At 58.4% G+C, this 18,849-nt stretch carries 14 protein-coding genes and 3 tRNA genes; 8 read left to right on the forward strand and 9 right to left on the reverse strand.

The annotated features are described in order from the left end of the window. Positions 1 to 125: 125 nt before the first annotated feature. From QP891_RS07915 to gltX, 4 genes are all read right to left on the reverse strand, one after another. Positions 126 to 198 (reverse strand) — tRNA-Glu (locus QP891_RS07915). A 226-nt stretch (positions 199 to 424) separates the two neighbouring features. Beyond that, positions 425 to 497: transfer RNA gene (locus tag QP891_RS07920), tRNA-Glu, on the reverse strand. Positions 498 to 535: 38 nt separating this feature from the next. Beyond that, positions 536 to 607: transfer RNA gene (locus QP891_RS07925), tRNA-Gln, on the reverse strand. A gap of 227 nt (positions 608 to 834) precedes the next feature. Then, the gene (gene gltX, locus QP891_RS07930; protein WP_284770557.1) at positions 835 to 2,328 is read right to left on the reverse strand and encodes a glutamate--tRNA ligase; all 1,494 of its coding nucleotides are present in this window, start codon (positions 2,326 to 2,328) and stop codon (positions 835 to 837) included. A gap of 233 nt (positions 2,329 to 2,561) precedes the next feature. On the opposite strand from gltX, the gene QP891_RS07935 reads away from it, so the two are divergent. From QP891_RS07935 to QP891_RS07965, 7 genes are read left to right on the forward strand one after another with little or no spacing between them, the layout of a single operon-like run. Further along, on the forward strand, positions 2,562 to 4,976 hold the full coding sequence (locus tag QP891_RS07935) for a choice-of-anchor M domain-containing protein (RefSeq protein ID WP_284770530.1): 2,415 nt from the start codon (positions 2,562 to 2,564) through the stop codon (positions 4,974 to 4,976). A gap of 56 nt (positions 4,977 to 5,032) precedes the next feature. Continuing rightward, positions 5,033 to 6,625 carry a choice-of-anchor M domain-containing protein gene (locus tag QP891_RS07940; protein WP_284770531.1) on the forward strand — a complete coding sequence of 531 codons (1,593 nt, stop codon included), beginning with the start codon at positions 5,033 to 5,035 and terminating at the stop codon, positions 6,623 to 6,625. Then, positions 6,625 to 8,130 carry an anchored repeat ABC transporter, substrate-binding protein gene (locus QP891_RS07945; protein WP_284770532.1) on the forward strand — a complete coding sequence of 502 codons (1,506 nt, stop codon included), beginning with the start codon at positions 6,625 to 6,627 and terminating at the stop codon, positions 8,128 to 8,130. Before QP891_RS07940 ends, QP891_RS07945 begins: the two co-directional genes overlap by 1 nt. After that, the gene (locus tag QP891_RS07950) at positions 8,123 to 9,013 is read left to right on the forward strand and encodes a choice-of-anchor M domain-containing protein (protein WP_284770533.1); all 891 of its coding nucleotides are present in this window, start codon (positions 8,123 to 8,125) and stop codon (positions 9,011 to 9,013) included. The genes QP891_RS07945 and QP891_RS07950 overlap by 8 nt, the downstream gene beginning before the upstream one ends. Then, complete coding sequence (locus QP891_RS07955) at positions 9,000 to 9,734, forward strand: anchored repeat-type ABC transporter ATP-binding subunit (protein WP_410763645.1); 735 nt, start codon at positions 9,000 to 9,002, stop codon at positions 9,732 to 9,734. The genes QP891_RS07950 and QP891_RS07955 overlap by 14 nt, the downstream gene beginning before the upstream one ends. After that, positions 9,731 to 10,651 (forward strand): anchored repeat-type ABC transporter permease subunit, encoded by a 921-nt coding sequence (locus QP891_RS07960; RefSeq protein WP_284805903.1) that lies wholly within the window; start codon positions 9,731 to 9,733, stop codon positions 10,649 to 10,651. The genes QP891_RS07955 and QP891_RS07960 overlap by 4 nt, the downstream gene beginning before the upstream one ends. Next, positions 10,648 to 12,195 (forward strand): choice-of-anchor M domain-containing protein, encoded by a 1,548-nt coding sequence (locus tag QP891_RS07965; protein ID WP_284770536.1) that lies wholly within the window; start codon positions 10,648 to 10,650, stop codon positions 12,193 to 12,195. Before QP891_RS07960 ends, QP891_RS07965 begins: the two co-directional genes overlap by 4 nt. Positions 12,196 to 12,219: 24 nt before the next feature. Here QP891_RS07965 and QP891_RS07970 read toward each other — a convergent pair whose 3' ends face one another. After that, positions 12,220 to 13,326: a CE1 family esterase gene (locus QP891_RS07970; protein ID WP_284770537.1), complete on the reverse strand. Its 1,107-nt coding sequence runs from the start codon at positions 13,324 to 13,326 to the stop codon at positions 12,220 to 12,222. Positions 13,327 to 13,435: 109 nt separating this feature from the next. Here QP891_RS07970 and QP891_RS07975 point away from each other — a divergent pair, with 109 nt between their 5' ends. Next, positions 13,436 to 14,539 carry an isochorismate synthase gene (locus QP891_RS07975; protein WP_284770538.1) on the forward strand — a complete coding sequence of 368 codons (1,104 nt, stop codon included), beginning with the start codon at positions 13,436 to 13,438 and terminating at the stop codon, positions 14,537 to 14,539. A 10-nt stretch (positions 14,540 to 14,549) separates the two neighbouring features. On the opposite strand, the gene QP891_RS07980 is transcribed toward QP891_RS07975, so the two are convergent. The 4 genes from QP891_RS07980 to serA all read right to left on the reverse strand — a co-directional run bounded on the left by QP891_RS07980 (position 14,550) and on the right by serA (position 18,844). Further along, positions 14,550 to 15,068 carry a class I SAM-dependent methyltransferase gene (locus tag QP891_RS07980; RefSeq protein WP_410763665.1) on the reverse strand — a complete coding sequence of 173 codons (519 nt, stop codon included), beginning with the start codon at positions 15,066 to 15,068 and terminating at the stop codon, positions 14,550 to 14,552. A 106-nt stretch (positions 15,069 to 15,174) separates the two neighbouring features. Next, positions 15,175 to 15,987 carry a fumarylacetoacetate hydrolase family protein gene (locus tag QP891_RS07985; protein ID WP_284770540.1) on the reverse strand — a complete coding sequence of 271 codons (813 nt, stop codon included), beginning with the start codon at positions 15,985 to 15,987 and terminating at the stop codon, positions 15,175 to 15,177. Positions 15,988 to 16,102: 115 nt separating this feature from the next. After that, positions 16,103 to 17,122 (reverse strand): 3-isopropylmalate dehydrogenase, encoded by a 1,020-nt coding sequence (locus tag QP891_RS07990; protein ID WP_284770541.1) that lies wholly within the window; start codon positions 17,120 to 17,122, stop codon positions 16,103 to 16,105. Between the two features lie 135 nt (positions 17,123 to 17,257). Beyond that, the gene (gene serA, locus QP891_RS07995; RefSeq protein ID WP_284770542.1) at positions 17,258 to 18,844 is read right to left on the reverse strand and encodes a phosphoglycerate dehydrogenase; all 1,587 of its coding nucleotides are present in this window, start codon (positions 18,842 to 18,844) and stop codon (positions 17,258 to 17,260) included. Positions 18,845 to 18,849 lie beyond the last annotated feature (5 nt).

Genomic DNA, 18,849 nt, shown 5'->3' on the forward strand with positions numbered 1-18,849 from the left:
TCCCAATGCGGCGCAGCGAGAGCCGTTTAAACGCCGCTTAATCTAATTCTCTAGCCCCGAGAAGCGCAGAAAGAAAATGCCACAAGAAAAGGCTGCGAGCGTTAAAGCTCGCAGCCATTAGTATGTACCCCGTACGGGATTTGAACCCGTGTTACCGGCGTGAGAGGCCGGCGTCCTAGGCCGCTAGACGAACGGGGCTCGTTCGCACGTAGCAGGCGAAGCAAAAGCTGTGCTGCTTAAAGCTTGCTTGCTGCGGACTCGTTAAACAGTAAACGATGGGTAAACACAATACAAATCAGCAGATAGTACGGGGATTCGTGCCGGTAAATCCCCCAGTTAAGACCCACTTTGGTCCCGATTAAGCCGCAAGCGCACATACGGAAAATTCCTCCAACCGCAGTGGCTGGAGGAATCTTTTTATTTGTACCCCGTACGGGATTCGAACCCGTGTTACCGGCGTGAGAGGCCGGCGTCCTAGGCCTCTAGACGAACGGGGCATAGAACTAGTGAGCCTGCTTTAAAAGCATTTTCACTGCTGGCCTACCAGGACTCGAACCTAGAATGGCGGTACCAGAAACCGCTGTGTTGCCAATTACACCATAGGCCATTTGCTCACCCGCTCGGAATCGCATCCTTATCGGCTGCGCTCCCTTGCTCGCTGCAACGTGTTATAACTATAATGATCGTTGCCCAATGCGCCAAATCGCCAGCGCAACTCGCATTTTTAGGCGCTTTTCTTGAGCTAAAATAAAGCGGCGGATGACATCTGTGTAGTTCGATGTTCATCCGCCGCTGTAACGGGCTTTCCCCGTCAGGCTCCTGATGGTTCCGGTATTACTCGGAGGCCGGAACGTACGGAGTTACCTCGCGGGCAGCACGCAGGCGCGCCAAGGTGGACTCTTTGCCCAGAAGTTCCATGGACTCAAAGAGCGGTGGCGAAACCTGGGCGCCGGAAATGGCTACGCGCAGCGCGCCGTAGGCCTTGCGTGGCTTTAGCTCTAGGTCCTCAATGAGCGCCTTGGATAGCGCGGTTTCAATAGCGTCAGTCTTCCACTCCTCTACCGCCTCAAGGGTGTCAATGCCCACCTCGAGGGGTTGGACGGCATCGTCCTTCAGGTTCTTCTTGGCCGCTTTTTCATCCAGGCTGAGCTCAGCATCGGGCGTGATGAGGAAGCTGAGTAGCCCATAGGCATCGGCAAGCGTCTTAATGCGCGTTTGCACCAAGTCCGCAGCGAAGGCGAATTTCTCGCCGTCATAATCGGCCGGGAAGTCCGTGTACTCCGTCAGGTAATTGCGCAGGCGGAAAGCAAACTCCTCGGGCTCGAGCAGTCGAATATGATCGGCGTTGATGGCCTCGAGCTTCTTCTGGTCAAAGCGAGCGGGGTTACCCAGAACATCATTGACATCGAAGTTCTCAATCAGCTCATCCATGCTGAAGATGTCCTTATCCGCCGACAGGGACCAGCCCAACAGCGACAAGTAGTTGAGCATGCCTTCTGGGATGATGCCGTTATCGCGGTGATTGAAGAGGTTAGACTGCGGGTCACGTTTGGACAGCTTCTTCTTCCCCTCGCCCATCACGAAGGGAAGGTGACCAAACTCCGGGGTAAATTCCGCGATGCCAATTTCCTTCAGTACGTCATACATGGCCAGCTGGCGCGGGGTGGATGAGAGAAGATCCTCGCCGCGCAGTACGTGGGTAATACGCATCAGCGCGTCATCTACCGGGTTAACCAGGGTATATAGCGGAGCTCCGTTGGAGCGCGCCACCACGTAATCAGGCTGAGTTTCAGATTTGAAGGACATCTCGCCGCGCACAAGGTCGGTCCAGGCCCAGTCCTTGTCTGGCATGCGCAGGCGCCAGACAGGCTTGCGACCTTCAGCCTCAAAGGCATCGATCTGTTCTTGCGTCAGGTCGCGGTCGTAGTTGTCATAACCCAACTTGGGATCGTGCCCGGCTGCCTTGTGCCGTTCTTCTACCTCTTCCGCGGTGGAGTAGGCAGGGTAGACATGTCCGGCATCGATAAGGTTATTGAGCACATCTTTATAAATGTCCATGCGCTGGGACTGCCGGTACGGTTCATGCGGGCCACCCACATTGACGCCCTCGTCCCAGCCCAATCCGAGCCAGGTCAAGGAATCAATGATGGCCTGATAGGACTCTTCCGAGTCACGGGCAGCATCGGTATCTTCGATGCGGAAAATCAATTTTCCGCCGGTGTGGCGGGCATAGGCCCAGTTAAACAGGGCCGTGCGCACCATGCCAACGTGCGGGGTACCAGTGGGAGAAGGGCAAAATCTAACGCGAACTTCAGTCATGGCCACCATCGTAGTGGAGTCACAGGACACAGTCCGCACCAGCCCAAACCAGCGCCGGACTCTACCACCCAAAAGTGCGTCCCCATTTACTTTATTACACGCAAAAAGGGGTAGATGATAACGAATTCCATTATAAACACACTGGTAAAAGGGAACGGTTTTCAAAAGATTATCCAGTATTGGGAATCATTTTCTATAGTTTCGAGGTGAACTACTGACAACTGCAGAAAGGTAACGCGCTGGTGGCTTCTCCTCGTATCCGCTTCATCGCCGCATTCAGCACGATCGCGCTGATTGCCCCGGCTACCGCCTACGCCGGTCCAGACGATGGCAAACACATCGCGACCCAAACCCACGTCGATTCTCCCAAGAGTTTTTGGGAAAACGACAACTTCCTGCTGCGATCCGAATTTCCCGGCCAAACGCCGCCGCTCATCGATGACACCGTTGCCTGGATTGGCAAAGGCTATACCCGCGAAGACGAGAACGGTAAGCGCCACCAGAACTTTATGTATTCCCTGCCGCAAAACGGTACGCAGGATTACATCGGCGCCCCAGGCACCACATACTACACTGCCCCGTACCAGGCCTCCGCTAACCAAGAGCCCATCTGGATCGGATTCGGTTCAAAGGGGCTTCCCGTGGAAAATTTCCGCAACAACATCGCCTACCTCGATCTGTTGAGCGTGGATGGCCCAGGTGACGTGGAGCTTTTTACCAATAAGGACGATAAAGACGGCACTAATCTCAATCGCATGCTGGGTTCGTTCGAGGACTCACCACACTCTGCTTTTCTCGAACGTGGTAGCCACACTCACAACTACACGCTCTTTACCAAGCCCGGCCGTTATCGCTTGACCTTTCGCACCACCGCGCGCACGGCGGATGGCCAACTCGTGGCTAGTGAGCCGCAGACCACCAGCTACCAAGTGGGCGGACAAAAGCCAAAGGATGAAAAGACCCCAAGCCTCAAAGAGCGCTTTGATAGCTCCTCCTCCGGTGATGCCGCCGCTGCTGGCTACAGTCTGAGCCTGGACAAAAAGCAGAACCCGGAAAAAGACGGTGACGATAAGCTCACCACCATTTCCTTCGATGCAAAGAACAAGGCATCCGGCACGCTTACGCTGCTTATCGATGGTTACTTCCTCACCGATCTGCCCGTCACCGACGGCCACGCCGAGTGGGATGAGTACATGGGCCCAGAATCCTCTAATATCCAGGCCGTCTTTACCCCAGAAGGCGATGCGCCACGCTGGATTTCGCAGCAGGTGGAATTTACCCCGGGCTCTCCCTCCCAAACCGATTCTTCCACTACCGAAGACAAGTGGGAAGAAACCGAGAATCCGCGCCAGCTGGCCCCTACCGAAGAGGTAACGCTGCAAGAAACCGGCTATACGGTGCGGATGCGCAAACAAGGTGAAGAAGGAACCAAAATTATCATCGACATGGATGATAAAAACTTCAGCGGCGTGATGACTGGTGGTCTCTACGAAAACAAGAACGACGAGGAATCTTCTACTTCGGTGGAAGCAGCGATTACCAAGGGCCACGGAGAAGCCACTTTTACCTACGGTAGGTACTCCGAAAACTACACTGCCAAAATCAACGTCTTCCCGCACTCCACGGTCCAGGCCGGCCACGGAAGCACGGTGCTGACCGAGTCCTACAAACTCGATGAAAACTACGAAGTAAAAGACGAGCTTTCTACCAGCGCGGAGGATAACACCGCTACCCCAGGCGGAAAGCCTGGGTCCGGCGGTTCACCCGCGCCCGGCGATACGCCGGCACCATTTCAACCGCCAAAGGACGAGGAGGCTCAGCGGTGCAGCGAAAAGCAGGTACTTGACCGCGGGCACGTCGATATCAAGGCACTTCCTACGGACGATGGTTTCCGCACCGTCCTGCGCGATGACACAGGACAAATTGATAAGAACTCGGTAGACCGCTCGTTGGATGACGTCGTGCTTGGCGTACACAAAAACGCGCTTACTCCTCGCGGTCAGCAGCTGGGTGATAAGAAATTCGATTTCCTTGGCAACATCGGTGACCGCTTCTACCACCTGCCACAAACGCAGAACCAAGCCATCATCTGGCCGGGGTATAACACCGAAGAATTGGATTACTCCAAGATGAAAAATGGCAAAGTCAATTTGAACCTTAAGCCCACGCACACGCCAGAGGGCGCTGAGTGGGGCACATATATAGATAAGGCCAGGGGTGTCGGTTACGACGTCCTTGCCAATTCTGCCGAAAACGACCACACGATCGAGACCACCTTCGCATCGCACAGGCATACCCACTGGGCTTTTACCAAGCCGGGCACCTACACGTTCGAGGCAACCTATACGGCAACTACCACCGATGGCAAGGAACTTGCCTCGGAGCCACAGAGGTTGACCTTTGCCATTGGTGATGACGCGGTGAAGTCCTGTTCTACGGCTGCGCCATCCGATTCCTCATCGGAAAAACCTTCCGAGAAGCCGTCCAAGCCCTCGAAACCGTCCAAGCCGTCCGAGCCGTCAGCTCCCATAGGGTCATCGTTTAATCCTTGGACCCTGGTCTTGCCTGCGGTTCTTGGCATCACCTTCAAGGCCTTCTACAACTTCTTCCGCGACAACCAAGATCTCATTCGTGAGCGCTTTGGCTGGCGCATCTAACTAATAATCCACTGCTCAGGGGACCCCACCCCAGGCGCTTTAAAGGAAATTCAACCATGGATACCAACACCATTTCGCGCACCAGAGCCCACCGGCCTGGCAGCCGCATCATCGCGGCGGTGATTACCGCCCTTATCGCGTTTTTCGTTCCAGCCTCACCGGCCTTGGCCTTCGATGAGGTCTTTGATTCTGGCCATATCGACGCATTCTATGTCACGGCACCGGATGGCCAGCTGCACCTATCCATGCAGGAAGATGTCACCGGTTCGCACGTCCAGCGCCCTGGCGATGACGTATTGCTCCAAGTAGTGGAATCCGCATGGTCCGATGCCACCGAGGGCGTTCCCGAGATTGGCGAATCGACCTACTTCCTGCCCCAAACCCAGGACCCAAATATCATCTGGCCGGGCTGGGATACGCAGCCGGCACGCGATGGTGGCTTTACCAGTGTTGACTTCGAGTTCACCAATATCTCTGGGCCGGGCTCGGTCTATGTCTTTGAAACCTCTGGGTTCGGCAACGTCGGTGCCGTGACCAATTCCGGTTCGATGGAGCTCACCAGCGGCGAGGTTATTAACCAGCCGAGTCCTGCACACCGCCACGTCAACTGGGCTTTCAGTGAGGCTGGTACGTACGAGATGACCGTCCAAGCCTCCTCCAACGGACAAACCAGTAACGCAGTGACCTATACCTGGCAGGTGGGCGAAGGCGGCGGTGCAGGCTCCGCTCACCGCTCTGCGGGCGGTGCTGGCGATGCAGACAACTCCGGCAATGACGCTGGACATGGCAATTCCGAGGGTGGCCAAGGCGGCAACGCTGCAAACGATGGACAATCCACGGATCCAGAGTGCCGGCCGGGAATTATCCCGCAGATTAAGGACGATACAGCCTCGCCACCGCAGTGGCGCGATGCCGACGGCGCGACTTTTTACCTCTCCGATAATTCCGGCGTAGAACTGCCAGAAGATGTTGGTCCCGTATCTGCCGGCCAAGCGTGGATGATCGGTTCTACGCAGGTCGATGGCGTGCCGTGGCTCGGTGCGAATACCCAGAGCCCTTCCATGCGCGAGCACATTCCGGGTGATGTTACTTGGGAGCTCGTTGATATGAAGGGCCCTGGTGCCATGATGGTCTACAGCCAGGGTGGCCTGGGCAAGATCGTCGGCGATGAATGGTTCCGCGGCGCCAACGGTGCCGTCGAAGGTAGCTACAATATCGCGCCCAATACCCACGTGCACCCCAACTGGGTCTTCGAAAAGCAGGGCACCTACGACGTCACCATTCGCCAGGTGGCCCAAACCTCTGCCGGCAAGCAAGTAGCCGGCCAGGCAACGCTGCACTTTGTCGTGGGCGGTGGCAGGCCAGAGGGCTCCTTCGATAATGGCCACTTTGACCTGGGCGCGGAAGTAAACCCAGATGGCGGAGACTGTGGTGTTGGCGCCGCAGCCGGCGCGGGCTCTAATGGCTCCGGCGCTGGCCAGGATGGCACCAGCGGTTCCGGTGCGAACGCATCCGGTAAGGGTGGCAATGCGGCTCTCGCCAATACTGGGACCCCCACCATGCCGCTCGGAATTGGCGTGCTCGGACTGGGCATGCTGTTCCTTGGTCTGGGCATCGCACGGCTCGCTGTCGCGAGGGCAAAGAATTAATGCCAGTGCCCCACTACCGTTTCGTACCGCGCGGGCTGCAGACCGTCGGGGCGCTCTTTAGCGTCTCCCTCCTTGCGGCAGGTTGCACGACCTCGGCAGCGGTGGATACCTCGGATCGCTTCAGCGTGGTGGCGACGACGCCGATTTTGGCGGATATGGCCCGCCACGTTGCAGGCGAGGATGCCTCGGTCACCGGTCTTATCCCCAGCGGAAAGGACCCGCACACCTTTGAGCCGACGCTGCGCACGGTGCGCAACGTGGCCAATGCGGATCTTGCCTTGAGCAATGGATACCTCCTGGAACCGCAATCCCTGATAGATACCTTGCACGAATCCACGGATGCGCCCGTGGTAGAGGTCGCTGACTCGGCCTCCACCCGCGGTGCCGCCCTCGTGCCGCTGGTAGAAGATGTCTCCCTGGATGCCATCTGGTTGGGCCTGCGCATTAGTGGTGCCGAGCAGCGCAACTCCGGCGTGGATTTCCGCATGGTCTCTGCCGAGGGGCCAGGCGATGTCGCAGCCTACGTGGTCTCCACCTTCGGTACGCCGGAAGTGCTGTTTAATAGCGCCGATGGCATCGACGCGGGCGATGATTCGGTCACCCTCCCGGCTAATGCGCACACGCACGTCTCGTGGGCCTTTTCGGAGCCGGGCATCTACAAGCTTGGCTTTCAGGCCGATGGCACGGAGGTAGAGCACCTCACCGTCGCGGTAGGAGTGAACCCGCCGGAGGATATGGATGTCATTGATTCCGGCCACGTGGATATTGCCGCTGATGTGGCAGAGGGATCTATCGATCTGCGCGATCAAGACCAGCATTTTGATCCCGCGCATACCGCGGTAGCGGTCCCTTCCTCGGTCCTGCAGCCCATTCCGCCGGATCCCGCTTATCGCTTCTTGGGCACCCCCGGCGCGGATACGTACCTGCTCCCCCAGGCAGTCCTGGGCAAACATATCCACGGCGAAGTGGATCCACACTTGTGGCACAACGTAGACAATGCCATTGCCTATGTCGATGTCATTGCTGAAGAAATGGCGAATGCGGATCCGTCGCACGGCGCCGATTACCGCGCCCGTGCCGAGTCTTATATCGCGGAATTGCGCGAGCTGGACGAGTATGTGGACCGCGCGATTTCTTCTATCCCGCAGAGTAATCGGCACTTGGTCACCACCCACCACGGTTATGCCTACTTAGAGCAGGGCTACGGCCTTTCGGTGGCCGGGTTTGTTACCCCTAATCCCGCCATTGAGCCTTCGCCACGCGAGGTCATTGCCCTGCGCCGGACGCTGGAGAACCTGCACCTTCCTGCGGTCTTTGTGGAGCCGGTGGAGCAAGCCAGCGCCAGCACGCTGAAGGAAGCCGCCGCGCAGCAAAACGTGGAGCTGTGCCCCATTTACGGCGACACGCTTGATGATGCCGTGCCTACTTATATCGATCTCATGAAATTCAATGCTGACTCGCTGCAGCGTTGCCTACATCCTTCGAATGGAGATAACCATGCTTAACCTTGCCTCTCGTACCGTTACCCGCGCGGCCACTCGCACGGCAGCCTGCATTGTCACTGCGGGCCTCGCCCTATCCGCAACGCCCGCCTGGGCCGGCGACCTCGCGCAAGTGGTTGGCGCGGATGAAACCGTTGCGCCAGAGGGCGAAGAAAAGGTCATCGATGCCGGCCACGTTGATATCGGCACGCTGTTAGACGGCTCCGATGTCGAGCTTTTGGCCCGCGATGATGCGGGCGACTCCCCGGTGTGGCGCCACCTCGATGACCTCGTATTTTCGGTCAGCGATGCGGCCCAGCAGACGCTGCCGGATACCGAAGATTTCAGTTTCGTCGGTGCCCAATCCGGCGAGGATGTCTGGGTGGTCCCGCAGACTGAGCAGGTCGGCGTCCCGTGGCTGGGGTGGAATACCCAGGCGCCTTCGCTTGTCGATAACGCCGATCGCGGCGTTACTATGGAATTCCTCGGACACTCCGGCCCAGGGGATTTTTCCCTCTTTTTGCAAAACGGTGGCTTTGAGGCACCCCAGCTGCTGTGGTCTACGGCAGAAAAAAGCGAGTCTGAGTTCTGGGTAGATCTCAATACGCACACTCACGCCAACTGGACTTTCACGGAGCCGGGCACCCACCAGGTGGCCATCCGGGTTAAGGGTGAAACCACAGACGGCGAGGAGTTTAGTACCGACGGCGTGCTGACTTTCGCTGTGGGCGACGGCGCAGATATCCAGGCAGCCCAGGATGCGGAGTGGAGCCCAGCAGAGGCCACGACCGAGGATTCTTCCCTCCCGGTATGGGTTTATGTTTTGGTCGGCGGCGGAATCATCGTGCTGATCGCCGGTGTTGCCGTGCTCGTCAAGTCCCGCAAGCGGGGCGATGGCCATGTCTAAGCCGTGCATCCAGGTGCGCGGATTGCAGGTAGCGCTTGCTGGCCGCGCCGTTATTGAGGACGCTAACCTCGAGGTAGGCACCGGTGAATTCATTGGGCTCTTAGGCCCCAATGGCGCGGGCAAAACCACGCTAATGCGCGCCATTTTGGGCCTTATCCCCTCCTCTGGCACGTGCACCGTCACCGGCTCTGTGGGCTATGTTCCGCAGCGCCACGAGGTGGAATGGGGTTTTCCCATCAACGTGTACCGCACCGTGCTCAGCGGGCGCACCGGGCTCATCGGGTGGTTCAAGCACCCTAAGAAAAAGGATCATGCCGCCGCTGCAGAAGCGCTGCGCTTGGTGCATATGGAGGAATTTGCCTCCCGGCCCATCGAGGAGCTTTCTGGCGGCCAGCGCCAGCGCGTACTGATCGCCCGCGCCCTCGCTATTCAGCCGGAGGTCTTGTTGCTCGATGAACCTTTTACCGGGCTCGACGCCCCGAATACCGAGGCCCTACTAGAACTTTTCGCCGAACTTGCGGCGCAAGGGAAATCCATCGTGATGTCTACCCACAATCTGTCGGAGGCAGCGCACACGTGCAAACGCTTGGTGCTATTTAATCGCACGGTTATTGCGGATGGCCCCGCCGATGAGCTTTTGGCAGACAAGGATCCGTGGACCCGTGCATTTGGTGTCAGTGCCTCTTCCCCGTTGCTCGCTGCGATTGGAGTAGCTGCGTGATTGATATCTCATTTATCGATTTCTTGCGGGATTTAACCAATCCCCACCTCGATTTCCTCGCCAGGGCGGTGGGCATTTCGCTCATCGCCGCCATCGTGTGCGGGGTCATCGGCTGTTATGTGGTGCTGCGTGGCATGGCCTTTATTGGCGATGCCGTCTCGCACGCCGTGTTCCCAGGCCTGGCCGTCGCCTTTGCGCTGCAAACCTCGGTACTGCTGGGCGGGGCGGTTGCCGGTGCGGTCGTCGCGGTGCTTATCGCCGCGTTTTCGCAACGCAACCACGTGCGCGCGGATTCCATCATCGGCATCTTTTTCGCCGCCGCCTTTGCCTTGGGTATGGTGATTATCTCGCGCACGGATGGCTATAGTGCCTCGCTCACCAGCTTCCTCTTCGGATCACTGACCGGCGTTTCGCGCACAGATATCACCGTCGCCGCGAGCGTCTGCCTCGTGGTCCTAGCCGTGGTCGTGGCCTTTGGCCCGCAGCTCAATGCCACCTGCTTGGACCGGGAGACCGCCCGCGCCATGGGCCTGCCAGTCTTTGCACTGGATATCATCCTCTACTTGTGCGTGACCGCCGCGGTGGTCAATTCCGTAAGCACTATCGGCAATATTTTGGTCCTCGCCCTGCTGATTACCCCGGCTGCTACGGCGCGCCTGCTCACGACCAACCTCACCACAATGATGTTTCTCTCTGCCATCATCGGCGCCGTCTGCAGCTTCTTCGGCATCTATTTGGCGTGGGCCATCGATCTTCCCGCGGGCGCAACCATCGTGCTCACGCTCACGATCCTCTTCCTCATTGTCTGGGCCCTGCATCCCTTCTTGCGCTCCCGCCGCACACCCGGCCACTCTTCTCCTCGCGTGCCAGCCGACGCTTCCGAAAACTCCCCACGAAAGGAAACCATCGAATCATGAAACCCTTGTGCCGTACCGCTCTTGCCCTAGGCGCCGCCGGGTTCCTCAGCGTGGGAACCCTCACCGGTGTGGGTCTGCCCTCTTCAGTTATGGCCACCGCGCATGCCGCAGAGGCCTGCAGCGCCGAGGACTTTATCCGCATTACCGAAGGCCACCAAGACATGGCGCTCAAGGATGAAAGCGGGGATATCAACTTTGTGGTCAAAGATGACCAAAAACGCAAAGAATACCAATCAGAAGAATTCGTGGTCGAGGTAGCGGAGAAGAACAAGCAGCCAATTTCAGCTCTCAATATCCCTTCCCTGCCCGAGGAAGGATGGGTGCTGCCACAAACCCAGATTGAGGATGTTCCGTGGCTAGGTTTTAATACTCAGGAACTCTCCGAGGACTACCTCGGGTCCAAGCAGACAGCGACGCTCAGCATGGCCATCGCATCTGGCCCCGAGGATGGCCGCATTGTAGCTTTCCAGAATGAGGGCATCGGCGAGCTCAAGGTGCGGATGGATACCGAGGACGGCACCGCCTGGGATTATCCCGGCAAGTCCCACGCCCACCCTGCCTTCGCTTTTACCAAGCCAGGCACCTACGCCGTGAGCTTTACTTTTGAGCTTCCCGATGGCTCCCGCCACCACTTGCATGCCGGATTCCTCGTCGGCGATGACGCGGATGCAGCGGAGCTGTGCGGTGTCGACTACGAAGAATCCGACGATGCTGAGGCCAGCGTCCCTACGGGCGGAACCTCCCGCCCAAATCAGCTAGCCAAGGATATTAAAGGCGTAGATAAGGCCATCGCGGGCCTGGATAAGGAGCTGGAAAATACCCTGAAGGAAGGCCAAAAATTCCTCGAGGGCGATAAAAAGAAAGACAAAGGCGCCAAGGATAAATCCGGCGATAAGCCAACTAAGCAGGGCCAGTCCGGAGGCTCGAAAGAAGTCAAGAATTCTGGTTCGAAGCAGGGGTCCAACCAAGGCTCCAAGTCTGGGTCGAAGTCCGGCTCCACCAAGGGCTCTGCTCGCGGTTCTGGCCAGAGCAAGACTAACCAAGCCCACGGTTCTGGGGCCGGCTCTGGTGCTGCGTCGCGCAAATCGGGTGGGGGCTCGTCGAAGGGAGCATCGGCAAGCAGCGGCTCTCGCAGCGGTTCTAAGGCTGCACAATCCAAATCCGGCGGAAGTTCTGGCCAGAAATCCGCGGGCAAGTCCACCCCGAAATCCAAGAGCAGCAAGGCTAAGGACAGCAAATCTAAGGGCTCTAAATCTGAGCACCGAAGCACGGCGCCGGTGCCCAACGCGTCTGCGGGTGGCAAGGACCACAACAATGAAGCGCTTGCCGGTGCCGCCTACACCGCCTCACTGACCAAGAGCAGCTTTTGGGCGGGCATCTTGGCAGGGCTCGGCGCATTCGCGCTGGTGCTAGGAATTGGTCTTTTGGTCTATGTCCAATTCTTCCGCAAGAAGAAGCTAGCCGGCGAACAACCTGAGCAGCCAGAACAGCCAGTGCCGCCGCAGGCCGATGATGCCACGACGCAGATCCCGCGCATCGACTAGAAGCCTGAAAAGTACCGTCTAGGGCTACACGCGTGTCTTGGTGGAAAGGAAGTCCCACAAAACATTCGGGGTATCCGGCTGCCAAAACCACGTGTGTTCAGCAGGCACCTTGATCAATTCCACGTCCTTCTGGCAATCGTTGAAGTTCAGGCGCTCGGCCCCTCCAATATCCGCTTGGGTTTGGAAGGTCATATCGCAGCGATTGCGGTTGAGATACCCTCCCAAGACGGTGCGCACGGGAAGATAACCAGCTTCGTGCCGGTCGCCGCCTTCATAGGTCATCATCTGATCGTGGGTGCCGTGCATGATGAGTGTATGCATTGGCGCATCGCCGCAATTGGTTTCAACGGGGTTATAAAAAGCTCCAGAGACCATGGCAACCGCAGCAAATGTATCTTGAGCGTGACAGCCTAATACCGAGGTAAAACCTCCACCATTGGACATTCCCATGGCGTAGACGCGGTTGCGATCCACGTGATAGTCCGCATCCACCGCATCCAAGATGCGCTTGATGAAGCGGATATCTTCGCCGTCATGGGTTTTGGCATATGGAGCTGCTTCCCAAGCGCGTTCGTAGCCCTCCGGGTAAATGATGATGGCCTCATCGGTGGCTGACGTATTGCCCATCCGTGCGTAACTAGAGAAATTTTCCGGGGAATCTCCCCAACCGCCAAATCCAAAAAGCACCGGGGATGGTTTTTCGGGCGAGCAATTATCGGGGATACGCACGAGGTAGCGGCGCTGTTTTCCTTCGTGTTCCATCTCGAGCGATTCCATAGTTCCCGGTGCAATGGCCGGATCAGGATTAATGCTGGGATCAGCAGAAGGCACAGGTGGAGTCGGCTCGGGATTACCCGAAACTGGTGGCTCACCGTCAGTAGACGGGTGCGCCTCAGCATCGCGAGGCGTCGATTCAGTGACACCTTCAGGGAGCAAATGCGAGCCGTCTGGTTCTGGAATCACGGGCTCGCCGGAGTGGTGTTCTTGTTCTGGCACAGGCGCCGGGTGCGTCGGTTCTACCGGTGCTCCGGCACCTTCTTGTTCCTGCGCCATTGCCGGCACGCTTAAAGCTGCGCCTATCACTAGCAGTGAGGTCAAGAGATAGGTGAATCGAAGAAAAACTTTAGTCACAATAGCCACTTAAATAACAATAGTTACATCGGTTGTGCCAGCAGGTGTCCACACGCTTGGCGGAGGGTAATTTCTATCAACTTTTAACGAGGCACTAAGCTAGATCCCCATGCACGAAGACAGACCAAGCACCGCCCCCGATTTCTTGCTCTCCCGGGCAACGGGGTCTGTCCGTACCCAAGGTGCGCGGGACACCTTTACCAGTGCCGAGGCCGCGGTTGACGCCTTGCGCCGAGGCGGGGCCGAGATGGTCGTAGGTGCCATCCCCTTTGATTCCGATACTCCCGCCGCGCTGACCGTTCCAGAATCAATCATCCGAGAAGACGGCCCGCTAGAACCACATGCGTTCTACCGCAATCAGACCCTCAATTCCCGCGTCGTGGGCTTTGACCCAGAGCCAGAAGAACACCTGCGCCGCGTTGAAGCGGCCATCGGCACCATCGAAACCTCGAAGCTAGAAAAGGTGGTTTTAGCCCGCGCGGTCGATATCGAATTTGCTTCCCCCATCGATCCCCGGCTGGTGGCCGCGCGCCTAATCGATCTCTCCGTCAACCGCGATGGCTTCATTGCGGATCTCTCCCCTGCAGGCCGCCCAGGGGCCATGCTGGTCGGTTCTTCGCCAGAGGTGCTGATCAAGCGCCAAGGCTCGACCGTGTCTGCATTCCCGCTCGCCGGCTCCACCCCGCGCCGAGCCAATAAAGCGGCAGACCACATTGCCAGCCAAGACCTCTTGCACTCCGCAAAGGATCTGCTCGAGCACTCCTTTGTGGTAGAGCACCTGCGCAGGGTGCTAGAGCCGCTGTGTAGCAGCCTCAATATTCCCGATACCCCGCAGCTCATACACACCAATGAGATGTGGCACTTGGGCACGCCGGTTACCGGTACCCTGCGGGATAAAGACCTCACCGCCCTGGAATTGGCAGAAGTAGTCCACCCCACCCCCGCAATCTGTGGCACGCCGACGGAAGCTGCGCAGGCGCTTATTGAGACCGCCGAGACCGACCGCGGCTTCTATGCCGGCACCGTCGGCTGGTGTGATAGCTCCGGCGACGGTGAATACATGGTAGCTATCCGTTGCGCGGAAGTTGCCGGCGATGGCCTCTCCGCCCGCGCCTGGGCCGGCGGCGGCGTGGTCGGTGCCTCCAATGCCCAGGCGGAGCTGGAAGAAACCACCGCCAAGCTCCAGACGATCTTACGGGCGCTGAGCCTTTAAACGGTGCGGATTAGTACCGCTTTGCCACGAGAACCACGTCGCTGGTGTGGTGAGCGCCTGCACCGCTAGTTACATGGCGCGGCGATCGCCGCAAGGTCTGCACCTTCAATTCGGTCAGGTTTTCCGCCAGCCATTCCGGCATGGCGATCTCTTCTGACTCCATATCATGGTGAACATAGAGCAAGGTTCCGCCCGTGGCGACGAGCTTTTCTAACAGTGCTACTTCCCGTGAGTTGGCACGGACACTGCCGTAATGCACGGTGACCAAATCAAATGGGGCGTGGCTGAACTCATCAAAGGTGGCAACCTCCGCGGCTACTCCTCGCGCCCTAGTCCGTGCCACGGCAGTCGGAGCAAAATCGATGCCGAGTACCTGCCAGCCGTGCTCGTGCAGCCACTGGGCATCGGCGCCTTCCCCGCAGCCGATATCGAGCGCGGTACCGCCTGGAAGGTCACTAACATAGTCCACCAGCGTGGCATTCGGACTCCCCGACCACACCTGCACAGCGGAGCGATAGCGCTCCTCCATTTCCTGCGCGCTGGGCGCAGACCCGCGGTGGCCTTGATGCGAATGTTCCGGCACGCCGTTCTCCTTCTAGCAAAACCTCACCAGCGGCAGCTGCTGTGGGATGAATCTACTGCGCCCTAGAGATGATATTGCGCAGAGTACCAACCCCTGGGATCTCAATTTCGATGGTATCGCCCGGCACCATCGGAGCGGTTCCCGCGGGCGAGCCGGTAGTGATGACATCACCAGGCAGCAAAGTATATGCGGCAGAAATCTCTTCCAAGATGCCGCCCATCTTGACGATCATCTGATCCGTATTGGAATCCTGCTTCTGCTCACGGGAACCATCATGGGTCAGGTACGCATTGATCTTCTGATCATCAAGATCCAAGCTATCCAGGTCCGTTTCAATCCACGGGCCCAGCGGGCAGAAGGTATCAATGCCCTTGGCGCGCGCCCACTGACCATCCTTGAACTGGAGGTCACGGGAGGAAACGTCGTTGCAGATGGTATAGCCCAGCACGTGGTCTTTCCAGTTCTCAGCCTTGATATTCTTCGATGGCTTGGAAATAACTACGGCGAGTTCGCCCTCAAATTCCACGTTGGTGGCATAATCGGGAATCTTGATGGCCTCATTCGGGCCGATAACCGCAGTCGAGGGCTTCAGGAAGATGGTTGGCGGCAGCTTATCGGGGGACTTCTTAAATACCTCGGCCACGTGGTCGGCATAGTTGCGCCCGAGCGCCACCACCTTGGTGGGCAAGGTCGGCGCCAAGAGGCGCACCTCACCCAGCTTCCATTCCCGGCCGGTGGGCTCCGGCGGGGTAAATGGAGTGCCGGAGATTTCTTTAGCTACAAGCTCCTCCATCGGGGCGTCTTGTGGCCCGTCGATGATGGCAAAGCAAATTCCTTCTGGGTGTGCAATTCGTCCTAAACGCATAACGGCCATCCTACTAAAAGGGAGCCTTTACATGTGTGCAAAGTTTGCGGTGTTAATTTGCAAAGATTATTTAGTTCCCTGCCAACACCGCATTCACACAAAGGACTTCTTGCGCTTAAGCTTGCAGGCTCGCTGCGATCCGATCCCCTACCTCGACGGTCTTGATTGGGGCATCGCCCCGCTTGGCGATGTCCTCCGCCACCGCCTTTTCAATCTTCTGCGCATTGTCTTCATCACCCAGCTGCCGCAAAAGCATCGCCGCCGACAAGATAGCCGCGGTGGGATCCGCGATGCCTTGTCCGGCAATATCAGGTGCCGAACCGTGCACTGGCTCAAACATGGAAGGGTTCTCGCCCGAGGCATCGATATTGCCCGAAGCAGCCAACCCAATTCCGCCAGTAATAGCGCCTGCTAAGTCCGTTAAGATGTCTCCAAAGAGGTTATCGGTCACAACGACATCGTAACGGGAAGGATCCGTCACCATGTAGATGGTCGCGGCATCGATGTGGTTATAGTCCACCTCCACCTGCGGATATTCCGCCGCAACCTCTTCCACCGTGCGGTGCCACAAGTCGCCGGCGTTGACGAGGACATTGGTCTTGTGCACCAGGGTCAGGTGGTTGCGGCGCTGCGATGCCCGCTCAAAAGCATCGCGCACCACGCGCTCTACCCCGAAGCGGGTATTTTGCGAAACCTCGCTGGCTACCTCGTGCGGCGTTCCTTCCCGCAGCGTGCCACCATTGCCGCAGTACAAGCCCTCGGTGCCTTCACGCACCACAACGAAGTCGATCTCGCCCGGGTTAGCCAGCGGCGAGTGGGCCGTGGGGTACAAGATGGAAGGGCGCAGGTTCACGTGGTGATCGAGTGCAAACCGCATCTTCAATAACAGGCCGCGTTCCAAGACGCCCGGGGGAACCTCACCTGGTGCACCAATGGCACCCAGCAAAATGGCATCGTGCTCGCGCAAGCTGGCCAAGTCTGCGTCCGTTAAAAGCTCGCCATTACGCAGGTAGCGCCGCGCGCCCAAGTCATAATCGGTGGTTTCAATATCGCTGCGCACGGTGCGCAGCACCTTCAGGGCTTCCGCCGTTACTTCCGGCCCAATGCCGTCGCCGCCAATAACCGCTAATTTCATTAGATAGGATTCCTTTCTCACATAGTGGATTAGGGATTAGCCTACCAAAGGAAACCCGCCCATCGCAGCATAATTCTGCGCGATGGGCGGGCACGAGTACGCGGTTAGGCCAATCCGTCCTAACCTGCGCTGAGATTATTCATCCATGTCGAATTGCTGGCACGTAGCGCCAAGGGCGGAGTTGATCTCCTCGATGAGAGAATCTGGCACCTCGGACTCCACACGCAAGATGAGCACGGCATCGGATTCCTGCTTGCCCTGCGTCAAGGCTGCGGCGATGATGTTGATGCCCGCAGCACCCAGCTTGGTACCCACGGTACCCAGCGCGCCTGGGGCATCGGCATAGCGGAAGAACAGGTTGCGGCCCTCGGCCCGCATATCCACGCCACGACCGTTAATACGGACAAACTTTTCGGTCCCGTCAATACCGATGAGCGCACCGGTAAGCGAGGAGGTCACGCCCTCCGCGCTAATGACCTTGACCTGCAAAGAAGAACGGTGCCCCTTGGATTCTGGGTTTGTGGAGACCGAAACTTCGACCCCACGGCTCTCAGCAATCTGCATCGCGTTGACAAAGGTAACCGGCTCCGAAGTCACACCGCTAAACAGACCGCGTACGGCCGAAAGGCCCAGCACATCCACATCCTCAGTGGACAGCTCGCCGCAAGCCTCGATCTCCACGGCGACGGGAGCCTGGTCCAACAGGCGTCCGGCCGTAAGGCCCAGCTTGCGGGCGAGGTCGAGCCAGCCGGCAACCTCTTCGCCCACCGTGCCGCCGGAGACGTTGACCGCATCGGGAACGAACTCGCCGGCCAGAGCCTTGAGCACGGATGCGGCGACATCGGTACCCGCGCGGTCCTGTGCCTCCACGGTGGACGCGCCCAAGTGCGGCGAGACCGTGACCTGCGGCAGCTTAAACAACGGGGAATCCGTGCACGGCTCCGTGGAGTAGACGTCAAAGCCCGCACCGCGGTGGTGGCCGGAGGTAATGGAATCCGCCAAGGCCTGCTCGTCTACGAGGCCGCCGCGGGCGGCGTTGATAAGAATCTGGCCTTCCTTTGCCTTGGCCAGAAGCTCCGCGTTAAACATTCCGGCGGTCTCTGGAGTCTTAGGCAGGTGAATGGTGACAAAATCTGCCTGCGCCATCAGCTCTTCCAGCTCGACCAATTCCACGCCAAGCGCTGCCGCACGCGCCGGATTGGCATAAGGATCGTGGGCAATAATCTTCGTTTCAAAGGCGCTTAACCGCTGGGCAAAAAGCTGACCGATGTGGCCGAAGCCAACGATGCCAATAGTCTTGCCGTAGACCTCGACGCCCTTGAAGAAAGAGCGCTTCCACTCGCCCTCGCGCAGGGACTGATCCGCCGCAGGAATCTGGCGGGCAGTGGCCAAAAGCAGGGCAATCGCCTGCTCGCACGCAGAGTGGATATTGGAGGTGGGAGCGTTGACCACCATGACACCCTTATTGGTGGCGGTGTCAATATCCACGTTATCCAGTCCCACGCCCGCGCGGCCCACAATCTTGAGCTTGGGCGCTGCTTCTAGAACTTCAGCGTCGACCGTGGTGGCAGAGCGAACGAGCAGCGCATCTGCTTCTGGAACCGCCGCAAGCAATTCCTCGCGGTTCGGGCCATCTACCCAGCGCACCTCGACGGAATCCCCCAACGCCGTCACTGTGGATTGGGCCAATTTATCGGCGATAAGAACTACCGGCTTCGACATATCAT

Source organism: Corynebacterium sp. MSK310 (assembly GCF_030227355.1).
Lineage (GTDB): Bacteria > Actinomycetota > Actinomycetes > Mycobacteriales > Mycobacteriaceae > Corynebacterium > Corynebacterium rhinophilum.